This window comes from Pseudomonas sp. M2(2023), from assembly GCF_030263955.1.
GTDB lineage: Bacteria > Pseudomonadota > Gammaproteobacteria > Pseudomonadales > Pseudomonadaceae > Aquipseudomonas > Aquipseudomonas asiatica.
This window is the reverse complement of the sequence record NZ_CP127114.1, coordinates 881,553-901,026: the sequence shown is the minus strand read 5'-3', so window position 1 is coordinate 901,026 and position 19,474 is coordinate 881,553. Positions and strand designations below refer to the sequence as shown.

Here is a 19,474-nt window from a genome sequence, read left to right as displayed (position 1 = left end):
AGCGACTAGCATTTATGCAGTTTTACGTTTAACAGGCCTGACCCCACACCCGATCTTGAAGCTTTCTCGGCAGCAGCTTTCAAACCATAAACTCTGCTTTTCCATTGCGTGCCTATGCTCGAGTTAACTTGCCTGTCGCCAAAGTCAGAAATAGTATCCCGTCCACCGGCGATCAAGTCAGGATTATGCAAAGCTGCGAGAGATGACATGGTTTCCTTTGCTTGCTTCACCGAGAGCTTTCTAGCTTCAATGGCACTCATAGTTTTCATCAGATCCCTCTGAATCCTCTCCTGCAACTTATCATAAAGTTCCTTTCTCGCTATTTTTGCAATGCGCGGATCTCGCTTGGCCGGATTAGCGATATTTTCGAGAAACTCTTCAACCGTAAGCCGGTTTAGCCCATCCTGCTGTCCCTTCAACTGCCGTTCAAACTCGCCATGCTTGGATACTGGCAATTTGTCTGCCTTGAAGCACGCCACGGTATGCAACGGCATGCTACCGGGCTTCCCTGTCGAGGGCTCCTTGTCTTTCCCTGCCGGCCGATCAGGCTGCATCGGTTGCGGCTCACCCACCGCCCCCTTGCGCCGCTCCGGCACCTGCAGATCCGGCCGTTGCTTCAACCCTTCTTCATGCTTGAGCATCCATTGCCCCAGCCGCGCACCTTTGCGGCTGGCCGCCATTTCCTGGGCCAGCACCCGGGCATCGCCGCGGCCGCGGGTGAGGTACGACACGATCGCCCCCAACAACAGCAGCACGACTTCCACATGGCCTTGGGCAATCTGATGCGTGGCCCGGGATATCGCATAGGGGTCGTCCCGGCAGAACGGGCCCGTGCCTTCATTGCCGCAGGTGCCTTCCCAGGCGAAGCGAATGCCGTCGACGTAGTACTCGCCGATACGCGGCAAGCCCTCGATGAAGAACTCGGCGATGGAGGCCAGCCCCAGCGCGCCGAGGATCCAGCCACTGACCTTGAGGCCCATGGCCGCGCCCGCGCCGGCGAACGGAATGGTTCCGGCGCCGCCGGCGAATGCGCCAACCCCCGCGCCAAGCAGGCCACCGGTAATGGTGCTGCCGGCGACGATCATCGCCATCTGCCGCACGACCATCAGCAGTTCGTCGACGATGCTGTTGATGTCGAGGTCGGCGAAGCGCTGGCGCAGCATGTGCGCCGCCTGCCATTCGGCGTGGTAGAAGGCTGTGCGGACGGCTTCGATCCGGCGCAGGTTGAGGCCTAGCGAGGCGACCTCTTCATTGAGGCTGGTGCGGAACTGGCCACCGCTTTGGTAGCCCACCAGGGCGATGACACGTGACTCGATCTCGTGCCAGGAGGGCACGAGGTAATCCAGGTACATGAGGTGTCTCCCTGACAGCGTGTGCAGGGGGAAATCCCATCATGGATTCGGATCGGAGGTTTCTTAGCCAGTTGTAGGAAAATGCGACTTCTTTTACGGCAGGTTCAGCGAAGTTGAGCTGTTCAGCCGGCACCATGGACAAGGTTGGGGATCTTTGTCGTGCCTGAGATCGAGCCCCATCTGGGCGGGGGCTCGACTGCATATGCGCTACAAACCTCAGGCCATATCAAAGACTCAACTGGCTGGAAAACTGCCCCACCACATCCACCACCCGCTTCGCACCATCCTGAATCTCGACGATCACGCTCCCTGTCTCGTCCGCCAGTGCCAGGCCCTGCTCGGCCTGGCGCTTGCTGGTGTCGATGATCGCCACTGCCGCTTGGGCCAGTTGCTCGTTCTGCTGTACCACGCGGGCGATTTCCTCGGTGGCGGTGCTGGTGCGCGAGGCCAGTTGGCGCACTTCATCGGCAACCACGGCAAACCCACGTCCCTGTTCGCCAGCGCGGGCCGCTTCGATGGCCGCGTTCAGCGCCAGCAGGTTGGTCTGCCCGGCAATGTCGCTGATGGTCTTGATGATCGAGCCGATCACCCGCGACTGGGTATCCAGTGCCTGGATACCCTCTGCCGCCTCTTGCATCGACGCTTCCAGCCCGCGCATCACGCTGACGCTCTGGGTGACCACATCGGTGGCCTTGCGGGCACTGGCATCGGTACCCAGCGAGGTGTTGTAGGCGACATCCGCCGCCTCGGCCACCGCCTGCTCCTGGTTGACCTGATCGGTGATGACGGTGGCGAACTTCACCACCTTGTACAGCACGTCATGGGCATCGAAGATCGGGTTGTATGAAGCTTCCAGCCAGACCACCCGGCCGTGGGCATCGATACGCTTGAAGCGGTCGGCAACGTACTCGCCAAGGCGCAGCTTGTCCCAGAACGCCTGGTAGCCGGCCGAGTTGGCCTCCTCCGGCTCGCAGAAGATGCGGTGATGCTTGCCACGGATCTGCTCCAGGCGGTAACCGACAGCGCCCAGGAACCGGTCGTTGGCAGTGAGGATGGTGCCATCGAGATCGAACTCGATCACCGCGGTGGAGCGCATCAGGGCCTTGATCAGGCTTTCGTGCTCGCGGGAGGTCTCGATGGTGCGGGTAAGGTCGCTGGAATGCAGCGTGAAATACTTGATGCGCCCCTCGCTGTTCTTGACCGGCTGCAGGATCGAGCGTAGCCAGGCTTCCTGGCCATTGCCACGCAGCAGGCGGAATGCACCGTTCAGGTGTTCACCGCGGCTGATTGCGCCCTTCATGCGCTGGTGGAAATCCAGCGTCTTCACATGGGCGGGGACGATGTCCTCGATGTTGCGCCCAAGCAATTGTTCGCCACGGTAGAGCATCTCGCTCTCGAAGTTGGCATTGACCATCTCGATCCGTCCCTGAGGGTCGAGTTGAAGTACCAGCATCTCGCTGTCGAGGCTATTCTTGACCTGTTCTATGGACATCAGGTCTTCGCGAAGCTGCCGGATTTCTTGCTTGAGCTTGTTGTTGAACATCACCGCTCTCCTGGAGCGAATCGGGTAGTCGAATGCATCTTCATCGGCTGCCGATGCCCCCGCTTGAGTGCCCTGCAATGAAATATTCACGTGGACATACGCGTCGGCGAGCAGGCGTCATCTTTACGTCACATGGCAGTCACATTGGCGCAATCCAGCAGGCGGAAACTTTTTGTCATGAATACACCCGCCCTACGCATTTCCCTGGTCAGCGAAACCTTCCCACCCGAGATCAACGGCGTGGCCAATACCCTTGGCCGCCTCAGCGAGGGGTTGCGCCAACGCGGCCATGAGATCGAAGTGGTGCGCCCACGCCAGGCCGGAGAAGCAACGCGGCACAGCGACCCGAACCTGATGCTGTGCCGTGGCTGGCCACTGCCTGGCTACCCGGGCTTGCAATGGGGCGAGGTATCGATGCACAAGCTGTTGCGCCGCTGGCGTCGACAGCGCCCGGATGTGCTGTACATCGCCACCGAGGGGCCGCTTGGGCTCAGTGCACTGCGCGCGGCCCGGCGCCTCGGGGTTGCGGTGGTCAGTGGCTTCCACACCAACTTCCCGCAGTATTCCGGCCAGTACGGGCTGGGCCTGCTGACGCGCCTGCTCACCAACTACCTGCGCTGGTTCCATCGGCGCACGGCGATCACTCTGGTACCCAGCCTCAGCCAGCGCCTGGAGCTCGAACGCCGTGGCTTCGAACGCCTGGAGCTACTGGCCCGGGGGGTCGATGCCTGCCTGTTCAACCCGGCCCGGCGCAACCCCGCATTACGGGAAAGCTGGGGGCTCGGCCCGGATGATATCGCCGTGCTGCATGTGGGGCGGCTGGCGGCAGAAAAGAACCTGGGCTTGCTGCGCCCAAGCCTGGAGGCCCTGCAGAAAACTTATCCACACAAACGTCTGCGCCTGATAATGGTCGGTGACGGCCCGCAGCGTGCCGCCCTCGAACAGCAGGTACCGGATGCCATGTTCTGCGGCGTCCAGCGTGGCGAGGTGCTGGCCGAACACTATGCCAGCGGTGACCTTTTCCTGTTTCCGAGCCTGACCGAAACCTTTGGCAATGTGGTACTCGAAGCCATGGCCTCGGGGTTGGCGGTGGTCGCCTATGACGAGGCAGCCGCCGCGCAGCATATTCGTCATGGCCATAGCGGTGCGCTGGCCATGCCGGGGGATCAGGTGGCGTTCATCGATGCAGCCTGCTGGCTGCTGGAGGAAGAAGAGACGTTACGGCGGGTGCGCCTGAATGCGCGAAAGCATGCCAGCCACCAGGGATGGCCGGCGATTGTCGAGCAGTTCGAGGGGTATCTGCATGCAGCCCGGAACCAGGCTGCGACCTCGCCAGCTTCGAGGCTGGGTGCTACGCGATCTGTGTAGGAGCGGCCTTGTGTCGCAATCGGGCTGCAGAGCAGCCCCTCGATAGTTGCGACAATGCTGATATCCGGGGGCCGCTATGCGGCCCGATCGCGACACCAGGCCGCTCCTACAGAGGGACCGCGTCAGGCACTTCAGGCCAAGGCTTTCTCGATAGCCTGCACCACCGCAGGATCATCCGGCGCCGTGCGCGGCGAAAAACGCGCCAGCACCCGCCCGTCCTTGCCCACCAGGAACTTCTCGAAGTTCCAGGTAATGTCGCCCGGGAACTCCGCCCCCTCACCCGCCAGCAGTCGGTACAGCGAATGGCGCTGCGGCCCGTTGACCTCCAGCTTGGCACCCAGCGGGAAGCTCACCCCGTAGTTGAGGCTGCAGAACTCCTGAATTTCCTTTTCGCTGCCAGGCTCCTGCCCGGCAAACTGGTTGCACGGAAGGCCAAGCACGTTGAAGCCCTTGTCCTTGTAATTCTGGTAGAGGTTCTCCAGGGCCTTGTATTGCGGCGTGAGGCCACACTTGGAGGCAACGTTGACCACCAGCACCACTTGGCCCTTGAACGGTGCGAGGGGCAGCTCCCCGCCGTTCAATGCGTCCAGTTTCAGGTCGTGAAATGCACTCATGATGAATCCCCTCTCAGGTTCCCGGTTGCCGCGCAGGCGAATTACGCCCACTAAAAAGGCGCTCGTCCAAACCGTCCACCTCCCGTAGGAAGGCAAATCGGCTTGCCCGAGCGCCTGGCGACTTTCTGAGCTTAGCGCAGAAAAATCAGTGGTGATGGCCACCTTCACCGTGGATGTGGCGGTGAGCGATTTCTTCGTCGCTGGCATCACGAACGTTGACCACTTTGACCTGGAAGGTCAGACGCTGGCCGGCCAGCGGGTGGTTGCCGTCGACAGTCACGTCGTCGCCGTCGATGTCGCGAATGGTGACGATCTGCATCTGGCCATCCGGCGCCGAAGCGTGGAACTGCATGCCCACTTCCAGTTCGTCGACACCTTCGAAAAGGCTGCGGTTCAGGGTGCTGACCAGCTCGGCCAGGTATTCCCCGTAGGCATCTTCCGGCTCGATGGAAACGTTCAGCTCGTCACCGGCCTGCTTGCCTTCCAGGGCTTTTTCCAGGCCTGGGATGATGTTGCCGGCACCGTGCAGGTACACCAGCGGTGCACCGCCGGCGGAGCTGTCGATGGTCTCCCCGGCGTCGTTGGTCAGGGTATAGTCGATGGAGACAGCCTTGTTGGCGGCGATCAGCATGGGGCAAGACCTTTTGCAAAAGTATATAGAGCGGACAAGTGTAACCAAGCCATCGCCCGATTGCGAACGCACCGCGGACGAGCAACGGCCCATCAGTCGGATCACCGGCTTCCACCAGGACGAAGAGGGCCACTGGGTGGCCGAACTGTCCTGCGGCCACACCCAGCACCTGCGCCACCAGCCGCCGTGGCAGGCGCGCCCCTGGGTGCTCGACCCGGCCCAGCGCGAGCAGCGCATCGGCCAGCCTTTCGCTTGCGGCTGGTGCGCACAAGGTGCCGATAGCGCTACCCTTGGCCGTTAATTTCTTGCACCGCTTATTTCGAGAAGCACGCATGCACACATTTTTCATTGCGCCGACCGATTTCGGTGTCGGCCTGACCTCCATCAGCCTGGGCCTGGTGCGCACCCTGGAGCGCGCCGGGCTGAAGGTCGGCTTCTTCAAGCCGATCGCCCAGCCCCACCCGGGTGACACCGGCCCCGAACGCTCCACCGAGCTGGTCGCCCGCACCCACGGCATCAAGCCCCCGGTGCCGCTGAGCCTGGCCCACGTCGAGCGCATGCTCGGCGATGGCCAGCTGGACGAATTGCTCGAAGAAATCATCCGCCTGTACCAGCAAGCCTGCATCGGCAACGACGTGGTGGTGGTCGAGGGCATGGTGCCCACGCGCCACGCCAGCTATGCGGCGCGGGTCAACCTGCACCTGGCCAAGAGCCTGGATGCCGAGGTGATTCTGGTATCGGCGCCGGAAAACGAAGTGCTCAGCGAGTTGTCCGGCCGGGTCGAACTGCAGGCCCAGCTGTTCGGCGGCCCGCGCGATCCGAAGGTGCTCGGGGTAATCCTCAACAAGGTGCGCACCGACGAAAGCATGGCCGACTTTTCCACCCGCCTGCGCGAGCACTCGCCGCTACTGCGCGGCAACGACTTCCGCCTGCTGGGCTGCATCCCCTACCAGCCTGAACTGAACGCCCCGCGCACCCGCGATGTGGCCGACCTGCTAGGTGCCCAGGTGCTCAACGCCGGCGACTATGAACAGCGGCGCATGAGCAAGATCATCATCTGCGCGCGTACCGTTGCCAACACGGTGCCACTGCTCACCTCGGGTACCCTGGTGGTGACACCGGGCGACCGCGACGACATCATCCTCGCCGTCAGCCTCGCGGCGATCAACGGCGTCCCGCTGGCCGGCCTGCTGCTGACCAGCGACAGCAAACCTGACGCGCGTATCCTTGGTCTGTGCCGTGGCGCCCTGCAGGCCGGCCTGCCGATCCTGTCGGTCAGTACCGGCTCGTACGACACCGCCAACCAGCTCAACTCGCTGAACCGCGAGATACCAGTGGACGACCGCGAGCGCGCCGAATTCATCACCGACTTCGTCGCCAGCCACCTCGACGCCGCCTGGCTGCACCAGCGTTGCGGCACGCCGCGTGAATTGCGCCTGTCCCCAGCCGTGTTCCGCTACCAGTTGATCCAGCGGGCGCAGCAGGCCAACAAGCGCATCGTCCTGCCGGAAGGCGCCGAGCCGCTGCTGGTGCAGGCAGCGGCCATCTGCCAGGCCCGCGGCATTGCCCGCTGCGTGCTACTGGCCAAGCCCGAGGATGTCGACGCCGTGGCCCGCGCCCAGGGCATCACCTTGCCGCCGGGCCTGGAAATCCTGGACCCCGAGGTAATTCGCGGGCGCTATGTAGAGCCGATGGTCGAGCTGCGCAAGAGCAAGAACCTCAATGCACCAATGGCCGAGCAGCAACTGGAAGACCCGGTGGTGATCGGTACCATGATGCTGGCCCTGGACGAAGTGGACGGCCTGGTCTCGGGCCTGGTGCACTCCACCGCCAACACCATCCGCCCGGCTCTGCAACTGATAAAGACCGCACCGGGCTCGAGCCTGGTGTCGTCGGTATTCTTCATGCTGTTCCCCGAACAGGTGCTGGTGTACGGGGACTGCGTGATGAACCCGCACCCGAGTGCTGTCGAACTGGCCGAGATCGCCCGGCAGAGTGCCGAATCGGCACAGGCCTTCGGCATCGCGCCACGGGTGGCGATGATCAGTTATTCAAGCGATTCGGCCAGCGACGAGGAAGTCGAGAAAGTGCGCGAAGCGACCCGCCTGGCACAAGGCGCGGCGCAAGAGCTGCTAATCGACGGGCCGTTGCAGTATGACGCGGCGGCCAACCCGGCGATTGCGCGGGACCTGGCGCCGGGCAGCCCGGTAGCCGGGCGGGCGACGGTATTCGTGTTCCCAGACCTGAATACCGGCAACACGACTCACAAGGCGGTGCAACGCAGCACCGACGGGGTCAGCCTGGGGCCGATGCTGCAAGGGTTGCGCAAGCCGGTGAACGACTTGCCGCGCGGGGCTCAGGTTGACGATATCGTGCATACCATTGCCCTGACGGCGATTCAGGCGAGCGTGGCGGGCTGATACCTGCGAAGCATGCACCGCGGTGCATGGCACCGGCTTCGCCGGTGTTCGCGGGCACGCCCGCTCCCACAGGAACCGCGCATTTCCTGAGCCTCGCGCTAAACCTGTGGGAGCGGGCAAGCCCGCGAAGGGCCGCCAAGGGGCCCCGGCGGTCAATCAGGGATACTGCTGAACCTGACCTTGCTGGTCATACTGCTGACCCGGAATCGGCTTCAGGTTCACTTCCACACGGCGGTTCTGCGCACGGCCATTGGCGTCGGCGTTGCTGGCGATCGGCTGGTCCGGGCCCATGCCACGTACGGTGATACGCGAGGCATCTACACCCTGCGAGGTCAGGTAGGTGCTGACCGCCTGCGCACGGCGCTGGGACAGGTCCATGTTGTGCTGGCGGCTTCCAGTGCTGTCGGTGAAGCCGACCACTTCGATGGTGTTCTGGTTGAACTGCTTGAACGAGCCGGCCAGGTTGTTCAGCGGCGAGTAGAAGCTTGGCGCGATGTTGGCCGAGTCTGTTGCGAAGGTGATGTTGCCCGGCATGATCAGCTTGATCTGGTCACCCTGGCGCTGCACTTCCACACCGGTATTGGCCATTTGCGCGCGCAATTCGGCTTCCTGCTTGTCGGCGTAGTAGCCATAACCGGCTGCAGCGGCACCCACGGCGGCAGCGCCGATCAGTGCGCCCTTGCCGCGGTTGTTGTGGTCGATGGCGGCACCGGCGATAGCACCGGCCAGCGCGCCCAGGCCGCCGTATTTGGCAGTTTTGCTCATCCCGGTGGAGCCCTGCGCCTGCCCTTGGCTGTCATAAGGGTTCTGGCCGGCACAGCCGGTCATCAGGGCAGCGGCGGTTGCGACGATAATCAGACGACGCATGGTGAACATGGACAAGCTCCTACTGAATTCATGAATGCGACAGATCATAAAGGGATCTATGCCAGCCTTGGATTGCATCGGCGCCGAAAAATTCCGTGAAAGTGCCTTCATGTGCCATCAGGCACGCACAAAGGGGTTCTCGCGCATTTCGTCGCCCAGGCGGGTATCAGGCCCGTGGCCGGTCACCACGATGGCCTCCTCGTCCAGCCGGTACAGCCGCTCCCTGATGGAACGGACGATGGCCCGCTGGTCGCCACCCCACAAATCGGTACGGCCAATGCCCCGGCGGAACAGGGTATCGCCGGCGATCAGCAGCTTGGCGTCGGCAAACCAGAAACTCATCGAGCCTGGCGTGTGGCCTGGCGTATGCAGGGCCACGCCACATCCACAGGCCAGCTCCTCGTCATCCCCCAGCCAGCGGTCCGGCGCGGGTACCGGAGTGTAGGGCACGCCGAACATCTGGCACTGCATTTCCAGGTTGTCCCACAGCGACTGGTCGTCCTTGTGCAGGTGCAGCGTGGCGCCGGTCAGCTCCTTGAGCTTGCCCGAGGCGAGGAAGTGATCGAAGTGCGCGTGGGTGTGGATGATGCTCACCAGCGTCAGCCCGTGGGCCTGCAGGCGGGCCAGGATCTTGTCCGGGTCACCGCCGGGGTCTACGACGATGGCCTTTTTGGTAAGCGGGTCGCCGATCAGGGTGCAGTTGCACTGCAGGGGGCCTACGGGGAAGGTTTCGCGGATGAGCGCTGACGATGGATTCTGCATAGGGAATACGGGAACCGGTTAATCGAAGAGGGTCTGTACGCGAGCCAGTGCATCAAGGATGACGACCTCGGGTACCGACTCTATGCGTTTGGCAAATCTGGCTTCAAGGTCGACTGTGCGCACCTGATTGCAGAGCATCACGCCCTGAGTCTGCGTACCCACACCGCTGAGCGTGACGGCGAAACCCGCATGCCTGGCAAAATCGCCACCTTGAGTGATCGGCACTACCACAGCCAGGCCTGACGCATTGAACGCAGCGGGAGTGAGCACCAGCGCAGGTCGCCCGGCCCCCTGCTGCTCCCGTCCAACAGTCGGATCGAGATTGACGCGAACGATATCGCCCCTGGCGAACTTCACCCGATTCACACTTCACGCCCTACTGGTGGCATCGCGTTCCAGTCGGCCATGTCCTCTGGCTCCGGTGCATCCAGATCGCACTGAGCCATCAGCTCTTCAAGGGTGTATTTGGGTTTCGACCTGACGGGTTTGAGCACCATGGTCTCACCCGCGGTGTCCAGGCTCAAGGTAGAGCCGACTCCGAGACGCATCTGCTTGAGCACTGCAGCCGGCAAGCGAATCGCGGCGCTGTTACCCCACTGTTGAATCTTGATCTGCATGAGTATCTCCCAAGGTAGATACATAGTAGAAACCCTCCAAATGATTGCAAGCGAAATGTAGAGACGTCGTATCTACACTGTCATTTGCCCGGTATGGACAAAAGCCCTGCAACCTCAAGAAGGAAATGCCCTACATCACCTTGGGAACCTACTTTCCACCTGCAAAAATTTGAAACGTAATCCTTGTCAGTTTCAAGGCAAAAACAACCTGAACAACCCACCCCCAAGCGCGCCGCCATTGGAGATCTCGATCCGCCCGCGCACCCCGCCGCTTTCATGCAGTGCCGCGATCCGCGCCGCAAAATACAGGCCAAGGCCGGTACTGCCGCTGGTCGAGTCGATACCCTGGATGAATTCTTCCTGGCGTTCGAGCATCCGCTGTGGATAACCCGGGCCGTCATCGTTGACGCAGATGGCCAGCTGGTTGTCTGCCTCTTCGATGGTGATCAGCAAGGCATGCGCGGCAAAGCGGGTGGCGTTGGTGATCACGTTGGCGATCACCGAGGCCACCAGCTCGCGGTCGAAGAAGCCCAGCGGGTTGTCGGTGTCGATGCGCCAGGTGGCAAGGATGTCCTTGTGCTTGAGCACCTCCTCGTGTGCCGCGAGCTGGGCTTCGATAAAGTCGTCCAGTTCGTGGTAGTCCGGGCACACCGGCAACTGGTTCACGCCCAGTTTGTACAACCCCAGCAACTGCACAAGCATGCCGTTGAGGTGGCGAAACTCATGTTCCATAACCCCTTGCTCGGCACCACTTCGCAGCTCCTCGGGCAAGCGCTGCATCCACTGGTTGTGGGACTGGATCAGCGCCGACAGGGAGTTCTTCAGGTCGTGCACGGTGGAGGCGATCACCGTGGAAAAATCCAGCCCCTGGTTGTCTTGATTCATGCGCCGAACACTCGGATGTGCAGTTTGCGGTAACGGTCGTAGCGGTTGTCGCTGGCGGGGATGCCGGCCACGCTGGTCAGGGCGTCGCGACACTCCTGCATGATCGCGGGCTGAGGGTTGTCTCCGCCGATGCGCAGCAGCGCCTGGGCAGTGTTGAGGGCGATGCTGATGTTCTTCGGCTGCAAACCCAGCGCCTTGCGGAACAGCTGCAAAGCCTCGCCGAGCTGCCCTCCCTGGTAACTGCGCACACCCTGGCGATTGAGGGTGACCGCTTCGGTAATGGCGTTGAGCACGCTGGGGTCGTCCGTCAGCTTGCCGACCCTCTCCATGACCTTTGGGTCATCGCCATAACTTTCCACACAGTTCTTCAGCACGCCGATGGCGGCAGCTTCCTGTCCCATGGCCTGCAACTGCGCGGCAACGGTCAGGGCCGAATCGACCGAGAAGAACTGGTTCATCTTGTCCAGGCGCTGGATCGCCTGTTCGGTCAGCTTTGCAGCCGTTTCAGGGTCGCCGGCCTGCTGCAGGCTGGCGGCCTTCATCATGCGGGCACGCACCTGCAGGCCTTGGTCCTCGGGGTTTTCCTTGGCCACTTCGCTGAGTGTGCTGTTGATCTCGACCCGTGTGCGCGCATCCAGCCCAAAGCCGGCATTCCTGCTCATCAGCGCCTGCACCAGGCCCAGGTTGTTCTCGGGGTCCTTGTAGCGTGAGCTCTGGCCCTGATTCACCGCGTGGCGAAATGCCTTCGAAGCACTCTCGAAGTCTTCGTTTTCCAACGCCAGCTTGCCCAGCGTCGACTGCCGGCGCACCGATAACGGCGACAGGCGCACGGCTTCTTCAAGCATGTTCTGCGCACGCCTGGTCTCGCCTTGGGCCACCAGCACCTCGGCCATGCCATCGTACAGGCCTGGCATGATCGGGAAGGCCTTGAGCGCCTGCTCGTACACGCCCTGGGCCTGGGCATTCTGGCCACGCTTGTGCATCAGGCCGCCCAACGCCGAGTAGACCCACGGCTGCGGGCGGCTGGCCAGGATGGCCTTGAGGAACTTCTCCAGTTCCTCGAAGCGGTTGAGGTTGCGCAAGGCATCGGCCCGATAGCGCAGGCACAGCGGGGCCAAGCGTGGGTCGCGCTTGCACAGCTCGGCGCAAGCCGCCAGCACTTCTGCCGGGCGATTTCGGTCCAGGGCCTGCAGGATCGGCTTGAGCAGGGTCTTGCGCTGGTACAGTTTCTCGACACGCTGGGCCAGGCCAACTCGGTTGAACGGCTTGGTCAGATAGGCATCAGGCTCGTGCTCGATGGCGCTGAGGACAATGGCCTGGCTGCTCTCGGCAGTGACCATGATGAATATGCACTCATGGCTGATGTGCTTGTCGAGGATCAGGTCTTCGAGCACCTGCTGGCCGTTCTTCTTGCCGTCGCCCAGGTGGAAGTCCTGCAGTATGACGTCATAGCGCTTTTGCGCGCACATGCGCAGCGCCTGCTCGCCGCTGTCGGCGGTGTCCACGTCACGCACGCCCAGTTCGCGCAGCATGGAACGGGTCGACGTGCGAAAGTCGGTAAAGTCGTCGACGATCAGAAAGCTCTTTTGCCCGTACTGCAGCATCAACACGACCTGCCTTGGAATGATTGAAAAATCGCGCGAGGCGATGCCACCGATAGCTGTATCGGCAGCTGGTCGGAAAAGATTAGGGTAGAGCATTCGCGGCCACGAACCATGGCCTCGAGCCATCACTTTAACGAGCAAGACCCTGCTGGGCCAATATCACAACAGCAGCCCCAGGGACTTGGCCTTCGCCACCGCCTGGGTACGCCGCTCCACCCCCAGCTTGCTGTTGATATGGCTGGCGTGGGTTTTCACCGTGTGCAGGGAAATGAACAACCGCTCGCTGATCTGCTGGTTGGAACAACCCTGGGCAATCAGCTCGAGCACGGCCAACTCGCGGCTACTCAGGGCTTCGCCGCTGCCGGTGCTGGCGCTTGGTATTTGCGGCAAGCGCTTGAGCAACTCGGCCTGCACCGGGCAGGCGGCTACTGCATGGAGCTGTTCGAGAAGCCACTGCGGGTACTGCTCCAGCAAAGGCTGGAACGGTTGCAGCACGCCGCCATGGGCTGCCGCCAGCAACCGTGGCAACAACTGGGCGGCCTGCTCTTCCCGACCTTCGCCCAGCAACAAGCCAAGCCACTGGCACAGGGCACTGACGCTGAGCATCATGCCGCCACTGGCCTGGCCGCGCTCGACCAGGCCTGCCAGCCGCTGCGCCGCATCGGCGCTACGCGACTGGATACGCTCGAGGGATGCCTGCTGCAAGGCGATGTGCAACGGCAGCAACGGGTGGAACTCCGGGGCCGCCGCCGGTTGCTCGCCACCATAAGTCTGGCCCAGCCGCAGCAGCCAGGACTCGGCCAGGTCGATGCGCCCCTGGGCCAACCACAACTCGCATTTGACCAAGGTGATCATCGCCAGATAGTAGACCGGCGGTACATCCCAGATGTGCATCAGCCGCTCGGCCTCGGCCAGTTCGGCAAAGGCCTCGGCAAAGTGCCCTTCTCGGCCATCGAGCGTAGCGATCACACAGTGGCCGATGAGCACACTGATATCACGGCAGGCCCGCGCCTCGCCCAGCCCAGCACGTAAACGGGCACGACCCTGGGACGGCTGCAGACGCGACACCAGCAGGTAGCCCTCGTAAAGCGTCAGGCGGGCGCGCACGGCATAAAGCCGCTGTGCCGAGAGCCCTTGCAGGCGCTGCAACCCCTGGCGAACTTCGTCCAGCGCGCGCAACACCTCGCCACGGGCATGCAGCACCCGCGCCCGGTCGTAATGGGCCAGGGCCTCGAACAATGGGTTGCCAACACGCTGGGCCAACTCCAGCGCCTCACGGTTCCAGCCGCGGGCCCGCCAGAAATCGCCATCGGCAATCGCCAGGTTGGACAGCGTCGACAGGCACACCAGGCGTTGGCCATAACGCTTGCTCGGCAAGCTCTGCAGCGCTTCACCGCAATAGGCCAGGGTGCGCTCGCGATCACCACGGCCACGGGCGATAACACCACTCAGCGCCAGCCACTGGGCCAGCATGGACTTTTGCGCGGTCGCCGAAGGCGCGGGCAGGAAGCGGCTGAGATAACCCGCCAGCTCCTCGGCCGCGTCCAGCTGGCACGCCAGGCCCAACGCCCAGCTGTACAGCACGATCAGCCGCGGCGTGCTGATCAGCAGGCTGTCGGGCAGGTCCATCTTCCAGCGCAGCAACATGCCGACGTTCTGTTCGGCCAGCAGTTGCTCCTCGGACAGGCTCTGCACCAGGTCGGCGGCGACATCGAGGTAACCGGCGCGCAGGGCCTGCTCCACCGCTTCGTCCAGCAGGCCCTGGCTTTCGAACCAGCGGCAGGCACGCAACTGCAGGTCGGCCAGCGGCTCGCTGGCCTGGCGGCTGCGCAACAGGTCGGAGAACAAATGGTGATAGCGGAACCAGTGGCCATGCTCGTCCAGCGGCACCAGGAACACCTGGTGCGCCTGCAAGAAACGCAGGATCGCGGCACTGTCGTGACGGCCGCGTACGGCATCGCACAGCGGGGCGCAGAAACGTTCCTGGCAGGCCGTTTCGTAAAGGAAGGCCTGTACATCGGCGGGCAGCATGTCGATGACTTCTTCCAGCAGATAGTCACGGATCAGGCCCTCGCCGCCATGCAAGGCCTGGGGCAAGGCCTGCTCGTCAGCGGACTCGCTTGCCGCCAGCTGCCAGAAACGCAACCCGGCCACCCAACCGTCGCTGCGCTGGATCAGGTTGTCCAGAGCCTGGCCACGCAGCCCGTTGGGTTGGCGGCCGATCACCGCCAGTGATTCTTCGGCGGTCAGGCGCAAGTCCTGTTCGTTGAGTTCGACCAGGTGCCGCGACAGGCGCAGGCGCGCCAGGTGCCAATCCGGGCGTTGGCGGCTGGTGACCAGCAGCACCAGGCCGGGGGGCAGGTGATTGAGGAAGAACTGCAGGCAGCGGTCGAGTACCGGCCCCTGGGCCAGGTGATAGTCGTCCAGCACCAGCAACAAGGGAGTATCGGCTTGCAGGTACAGCGCCAGCTCGTCGAGCAGGCCGTCGAGCCATTCCTCGAAGGCGAACGGCTGGTGGCGCTGGCGCATTTTCAGCAGACCCATGGCCTGGCCGCCCAGCGCCGGGCAATACTGCTGCAGGCCTTCGAGCAGGCGTTCGAGGAATCGGCCAGGGTCGGCATCCCGTTGGCTCAGGCCCAGCCACAGGCTACGCCAGTGCTCGGGCAGCGCTTCGCAAAATTCGATGGCAAGGGAGCTTTTGCCGAACCCTGCCGGGGCATTGACCAGTAACAACCGCCCGCCGAGACCGGCTTGCAGCCGCTGGCACAGGCGCAGGCGCGGCACATGGCCGTCCGGCAAGGGCGGCCGGAAGAAACGCCCGTCCAGCAGGCCCAGGGCCTGGCTGGTGAATCCATGCGTACGGGACAGATCTGTCATGGCCGGCTCGTTCTGATTGGAAGACTACGGCGGTATGGATGCTTGCGAGACTAGCGGGTAACGCTACGCATTTGAAGATGATGGGCGCAATTACACTGAAAAAGACTGCGACAAAAAGCAACATGACTGATGGACAGCGGCTGGGGCGGGGGTTTGGAGGGGTATTCACCAGCTTTATTGCTGTACCGGCCTCTTCACGGGTGAACCCGCTCCTACAGAGATTGCGCAGGTTTCAAGCCCAGTGCAGTACCTGTGGGAGCGGGTTCACCCGCGAAGGGGCCGGTACAGGAAAATGAAACGCCCCGGACAAGCCGGGGCGCTCCGAGGTTGCGCGATACTTAGCGAATACCCGACTGGCGCAGTGCCGCTGGCTGGAAGTCAGCCTTGCTGGCACTGAAGCCGAAGTCGTAGGCGCGCTTCTCTTCGTTCTTCATGCCCAAGGCCAGGTAACGGCCCGACTGCAGGTCATAGATGGCCTCCAGGGTGTACCACGGCACTTCCACGTTGTAGTACGGCTGGGCATGTGCCTCGGACACGCGCCACAGTTGGCCACGGCCGTCGTACTGGTCAATCACCGCAGCCTGCCAGGTGTCCTCGTCGATGTAGAAGTCACGCTTGGCATAGATGTGCCGCTGGCCCGGCTTGAGGGTGGCGACCACGTGCCATACACGGCGCAGCTCGTAACGGGCCAGGTCCTGGTTGATGTGCCCGGCCTTGATGATGTCGGTGTACTTGAGCTTGGGGTCGTCGAGCTTGAAGGCGTTGGACGCGATGTACATCTCCTTCTTGCCTTCCAGCTTCCAGTCATAGCGGTCTGGCGCACCGTTGAACATGTCCAGGTTGTCGGAGGTGCGCAAACCGTCGGCGGCCGTACCCGGGCCGTCGTACGACACTTGTGGTGCCTGGCGTACGCGGCGCTGACCGGCGTTGTAGATCCACGCCTTGCGTGGTTCCTTCACCTGGTCGAGGGTTTCGTGCACCAGCAGCACGGTACCGGCCAAGCGCGCAGGCGCGGTCACTTCCTGCTTGAAGTAGAACAGGATGTTGCCCGGGTTGTTCGGGTCGTAATCCTTCATTCTTTCGCGGAAGACGAACTGGTCGGAGAAGTATACCGGGTTGAAAGAGCCGTTCTGCTGGGGCGTTGCCTGGGTCACCAGACGGCTGACGCTACCGCCCCGGTAGCGGGTGATGTGGTTCCAGATCACCTCCAGGCCGCTTTTCGGGATCGGGAACGGTACAGCCGTGCGGAAGTTGTTCAGACCGTTGCCGCCTTCGACCAGGGTGGTCTTGGTAGCGTTTTCCTTGATGGCGGCGAACACATCGGCCGGCACCGTGGAACCGCGATGGGTCTTGAATACCGGGATCTTGAAGGTGTCCGGATAGCGCTTGAGCATGGCCAGCTGGCCCGGCGAGAGCTTGTCCTTGTACTGGTCGGCGTTCTGCGCGGTGATGGTGAACAGTGGCTTGTCACTGCCGTACGGGTCGGACAGGAAGCCCTTGCCGTCGACGCTGCCCGCGCTCTTGGACAGCGGTTCCCACGGGCCGATCGAGCCATCGGCGTTGCCAGCCTTTTCGGCGCCCATCGGAGTCAAGGTACTGCCCAGCTTGGCCGCCTCGTCGGCGGATACTGCAGCCATGACGCTGGTCGCCAGCAGGGACAGGCCCAGCACACCGGCTTGCAGCAGACTTCTGGTCTTGTTCATGTCGTGTCGTCCTGGATCTGTATGCTTAGAAGTTCACGCCGAAGCTGAGGGCGACGAAGTCGCGGTCATCCACGGTGGTGTACTTGCCGTCGAAGAAATTGGTGTACGACAGGCTCGCCGTGTAGGTGTTCTGGTACTCGGCGTCCAGGCCCAGGCTGACAGCCTTGCGGCCCTCCTCGAAGTTGGCGCCAGGGCCAGGCGAATAGCCGGAAACGTCATGCGACCAGGCCACGCTCGGCTTCAGGTTGACCCCGGCGAAGACGTCGTTGTAGTCCCAGATGACACGGGCGCGGTAACCCCAGGAGGTACTGGTGGTGTAGCCGTCGTTCTCGCAGTTGCGGTTCAGGTTGGCAGTGGATGCACCGGCGCCAGCGCCTGCGATGGTACTGGCGTTGAGTACCTGGCAGGTATCGGCACCACCGGTGGAAGGCAGCGGGCCAGGGCCGAACACTGGATCGCGACCGTAGCGAGTGTCGTGCGCGTTTTCGAGGCCGCCCACATGGGTGACACCCACTTCGCCCACCACGGTCATGCGGCTGGCACCCATCACCTGATCGAAGAAGTGCGTCAGGGTAGTCTGGAATTGCGTGATTTCCTTACGGCGATACCCATGCAGGTCCTGCCCCGGAGTACCAGTCAACAGCGAAGCATTGCTCAAGGCGCCGCCAATGGGACGAACCCCGGCAAACAATATATCTGTGGTGTTGAGTTGCACTGGCGCGTTGGGGCGGTAGCTGAGTTCGCCGCTCCAGGCGGTCCCTGTAGGCAGCGTGGTGGAGAAACTCAAGCCATAGAGGCGGATATCCTCCGGGTATTCGACAAAGTACTCGGAATTACCCGCCACGATCAGGGGTGCCAGGGCGCGCAGCTGTGCAGGCAGGGCGCTCAACCCGGCGAACACGGAGGGTGCAGCCCCTGTAGCGCTGAAGATCGGCGCACGGCTGTGATAGTTCATGAAGTAGGCACCGAACTCGGTGTCCAGCGGTTCGAACATGTAGCGCATGGCCACACCGAATTGGCCGCTATCACGTGCATCGCGGTCGGCGCCGCGGCGCACCATCACCCCTTCTTCGTTGATATCCACGCCCCGAGTGGCAAGGAACTGCTGCGCCGCCCCTGGCACCGTGCGGCTGCTGTTGAGCACACGCAGGTTGTCGGTACAGCCGTCGGCAATGATGTCCGGCTGGGAGAAGAACGTGCCGCAGTTGTCGACGACCGTCTGGTCCCATTCGATCTGGTAGAAGGCCTCGGCCGACAGGTTGTCGGTCAGGCTCTGCGAAATGTAGAACATGTTGACCGGAATCAGGCCTTCCTTGATCTCGGCCCCCGGGCGGCGAAACGCCGACACGTCGATCGGGTTGATCGAGTTGATGCCGCCACCGATGAAGGTACTTTCACCCCAGCTCACCACCTGCTTGCCCAGGCGCACCGAGCCTGGCTGATCGCCGATGGAGTAGTTGTGGTAGACGAATGCGTCGAGTAGCTCGGCACCGGACGATTTGGCGCCTTCCTTGCGGTTGGAGTCGCTGATGTCCTTGAACTCGCGGCCTTCGTCCTTCAGTTCGAAGTCGTACCAGTACTTGCCGCGGACGAAAACGCCGGTGTCGCCGTACTTGAGCTCCAGGTCATGGATACCCTTGAAGATCTTGGAGAAGGTTTCGCCCTTCTTGAAGTTCAGGTGGCCATCGTCGGATGTCTGCGACAGGCCCTTGCCGCCGTTGTTCACCCCGATCAGGTTCTTGTTGGGGTTGGCCGTCGACCAGCTGGCGCCGATGGAGAGCGACGAGTCGAACTGGCCTTCGATTTCACCAATGTTGAAACTGACAGCGAAAGCAGGACTTGCGAGCGTGGAAGCAAGGCTGACGGCCAGGGGCAACTTGGCCCGGCGCCAGAACAGGTTTGCAGATTTCATCGACGCTACTCCATGTACTTTTTTTGTTATGGCAGTGAGTCCTTTCAAGAACGGCCCGAGCGACCGGTTTGCAGGCTTGCGCCCGCGGCGACACGGCTTGCGCATGTCGCCTCCCCCATTCCTGAAAATCCCCTGGCCCCGACTATAGCCAGCAAGGCACAGGCGCTTGATCCCTCTAAAGTGTGATTTGCGCTCCGTGCGGCCAACTCGCTGCCATGTTGCCCCGGCTGCGCGCTGGCAGTGCTAAAGGATGGCGTATTTCTGCCGTTTGGCAAGGCTCCACCCCTCTAGCATGCGGGTCGCGCGCTGCAGTACGCGA

At 62.6% G+C, this 19,474-nt stretch carries 15 protein-coding genes and 2 pseudogenes; 3 read left to right on the top strand and 14 right to left on the bottom strand.

Going from position 1 to position 19,474, the window contains the following annotated elements; genetic code table 11:
• Nucleotides 1-5: 5 nt before the first annotated feature.
• From QN085_RS04160 to QN085_RS25920, 3 genes and pseudogenes are all read right to left on the bottom strand, one after another.
• On the bottom strand, nucleotides 6-1,352 hold the full coding sequence (locus QN085_RS04160) for a DUF6861 domain-containing protein (protein ID WP_024086275.1): 1,347 nt from the start codon (nucleotides 1,350-1,352) through the stop codon (nucleotides 6-8).
• A 226-nt stretch (nucleotides 1,353-1,578) separates the two neighbouring features.
• Nucleotides 1,579-1,938 (bottom strand): annotated as a pseudogene (locus QN085_RS25925) (methyl-accepting chemotaxis protein); the annotation flags it as partial.
• A gap of 228 nt (nucleotides 1,939-2,166) precedes the next feature.
• Nucleotides 2,167-2,766: pseudogene (locus tag QN085_RS25920) on the bottom strand (PAS domain-containing protein); the annotation flags it as partial.
• 306 nt (nucleotides 2,767-3,072) lie between these two features.
• On the opposite strand from QN085_RS25920, the gene QN085_RS04150 reads away from it, so the two are divergent.
• Nucleotides 3,073-4,263, top strand: coding sequence for a glycosyltransferase family 4 protein (locus tag QN085_RS04150; RefSeq protein ID WP_024086273.1), 1,191 nt, complete (start codon nucleotides 3,073-3,075; stop codon nucleotides 4,261-4,263).
• 131 nt (nucleotides 4,264-4,394) lie between these two features.
• On the opposite strand, the gene QN085_RS04145 is transcribed toward QN085_RS04150, so the two are convergent.
• Nucleotides 4,395-4,877 carry a glutathione peroxidase gene (locus tag QN085_RS04145; RefSeq protein ID WP_015268966.1) on the bottom strand — a complete coding sequence of 161 codons (483 nt, stop codon included), beginning with the start codon at nucleotides 4,875-4,877 and terminating at the stop codon, nucleotides 4,395-4,397.
• A gap of 145 nt (nucleotides 4,878-5,022) precedes the next feature.
• Nucleotides 5,023-5,508: an FKBP-type peptidyl-prolyl cis-trans isomerase gene (locus QN085_RS04140; protein ID WP_003259610.1), complete on the bottom strand. Its 486-nt coding sequence runs from the start codon at nucleotides 5,506-5,508 to the stop codon at nucleotides 5,023-5,025.
• Here QN085_RS04140 and QN085_RS04135 point away from each other — a divergent pair.
• Both QN085_RS04135 and pta read left to right on the top strand, forming a co-directional pair.
• Nucleotides 5,507-5,809 (top strand): DUF3565 domain-containing protein, encoded by a 303-nt coding sequence (locus QN085_RS04135; RefSeq protein ID WP_013970948.1) that lies wholly within the window; start codon nucleotides 5,507-5,509, stop codon nucleotides 5,807-5,809. The two genes, QN085_RS04140 and QN085_RS04135, sit on opposite strands and share 2 nt — an antisense overlap.
• A 31-nt stretch (nucleotides 5,810-5,840) precedes the next feature.
• Nucleotides 5,841-7,928, top strand: coding sequence for a phosphate acetyltransferase (pta, locus tag QN085_RS04130; protein WP_013970947.1), 2,088 nt, complete (start codon nucleotides 5,841-5,843; stop codon nucleotides 7,926-7,928).
• Between the two features lie 156 nt (nucleotides 7,929-8,084).
• Here pta and QN085_RS04125 read toward each other — a convergent pair whose 3' ends face one another.
• From QN085_RS04125 to QN085_RS04085, 9 genes are all read right to left on the bottom strand, one after another.
• Nucleotides 8,085-8,804 carry a YiaD family glycine zipper/OmpA-like lipoprotein gene (locus QN085_RS04125; protein WP_013970946.1) on the bottom strand — a complete coding sequence of 240 codons (720 nt, stop codon included), beginning with the start codon at nucleotides 8,802-8,804 and terminating at the stop codon, nucleotides 8,085-8,087.
• Between the two features lie 108 nt (nucleotides 8,805-8,912).
• Nucleotides 8,913-9,557, bottom strand: a complete 645-nt coding sequence (locus tag QN085_RS04120) for an MBL fold metallo-hydrolase (protein ID WP_013970945.1) — start codon at nucleotides 9,555-9,557, stop codon at nucleotides 8,913-8,915.
• Between the two features lie 18 nt (nucleotides 9,558-9,575).
• A complete protein-coding gene (locus QN085_RS04115) occupies nucleotides 9,576-9,923 on the bottom strand; it encodes a type II toxin-antitoxin system ChpB family toxin (RefSeq protein WP_023661096.1) in 348 nt (115 codons plus the stop codon).
• Nucleotides 9,920-10,198 (bottom strand): AbrB/MazE/SpoVT family DNA-binding domain-containing protein, encoded by a 279-nt coding sequence (locus QN085_RS04110; protein WP_003259615.1) that lies wholly within the window; start codon nucleotides 10,196-10,198, stop codon nucleotides 9,920-9,922. The genes QN085_RS04115 and QN085_RS04110 overlap by 4 nt, the downstream gene beginning before the upstream one ends.
• Nucleotides 10,199-10,366: 168 nt before the next feature.
• Nucleotides 10,367-11,059, bottom strand: coding sequence for a sensor histidine kinase (locus tag QN085_RS04105; RefSeq protein ID WP_013970942.1), 693 nt, complete (start codon nucleotides 11,057-11,059; stop codon nucleotides 10,367-10,369).
• Nucleotides 11,056-12,663, bottom strand: coding sequence for a response regulator (locus QN085_RS04100; protein WP_023661095.1), 1,608 nt, complete (start codon nucleotides 12,661-12,663; stop codon nucleotides 11,056-11,058). Before QN085_RS04100 ends, QN085_RS04105 begins: the two co-directional genes overlap by 4 nt.
• A gap of 159 nt (nucleotides 12,664-12,822) precedes the next feature.
• Entirely contained in the window at nucleotides 12,823-15,540 is a 2,718-nt protein-coding gene (locus tag QN085_RS04095; protein WP_013970940.1) for a winged helix-turn-helix domain-containing protein, read from the bottom strand.
• Nucleotides 15,541-15,878: 338 nt separating this feature from the next.
• On the bottom strand, nucleotides 15,879-17,243 hold the full coding sequence (locus tag QN085_RS04090) for a DUF1329 domain-containing protein (protein WP_013970939.1): 1,365 nt from the start codon (nucleotides 17,241-17,243) through the stop codon (nucleotides 15,879-15,881).
• A 25-nt stretch (nucleotides 17,244-17,268) separates the two neighbouring features.
• On the bottom strand, nucleotides 17,269-19,155 hold the full coding sequence (locus QN085_RS04085; protein WP_013970938.1) for a DUF1302 domain-containing protein: 1,887 nt from the start codon (nucleotides 19,153-19,155) through the stop codon (nucleotides 17,269-17,271).
• Nucleotides 19,156-19,474: the final 319 nt, after the last annotated feature.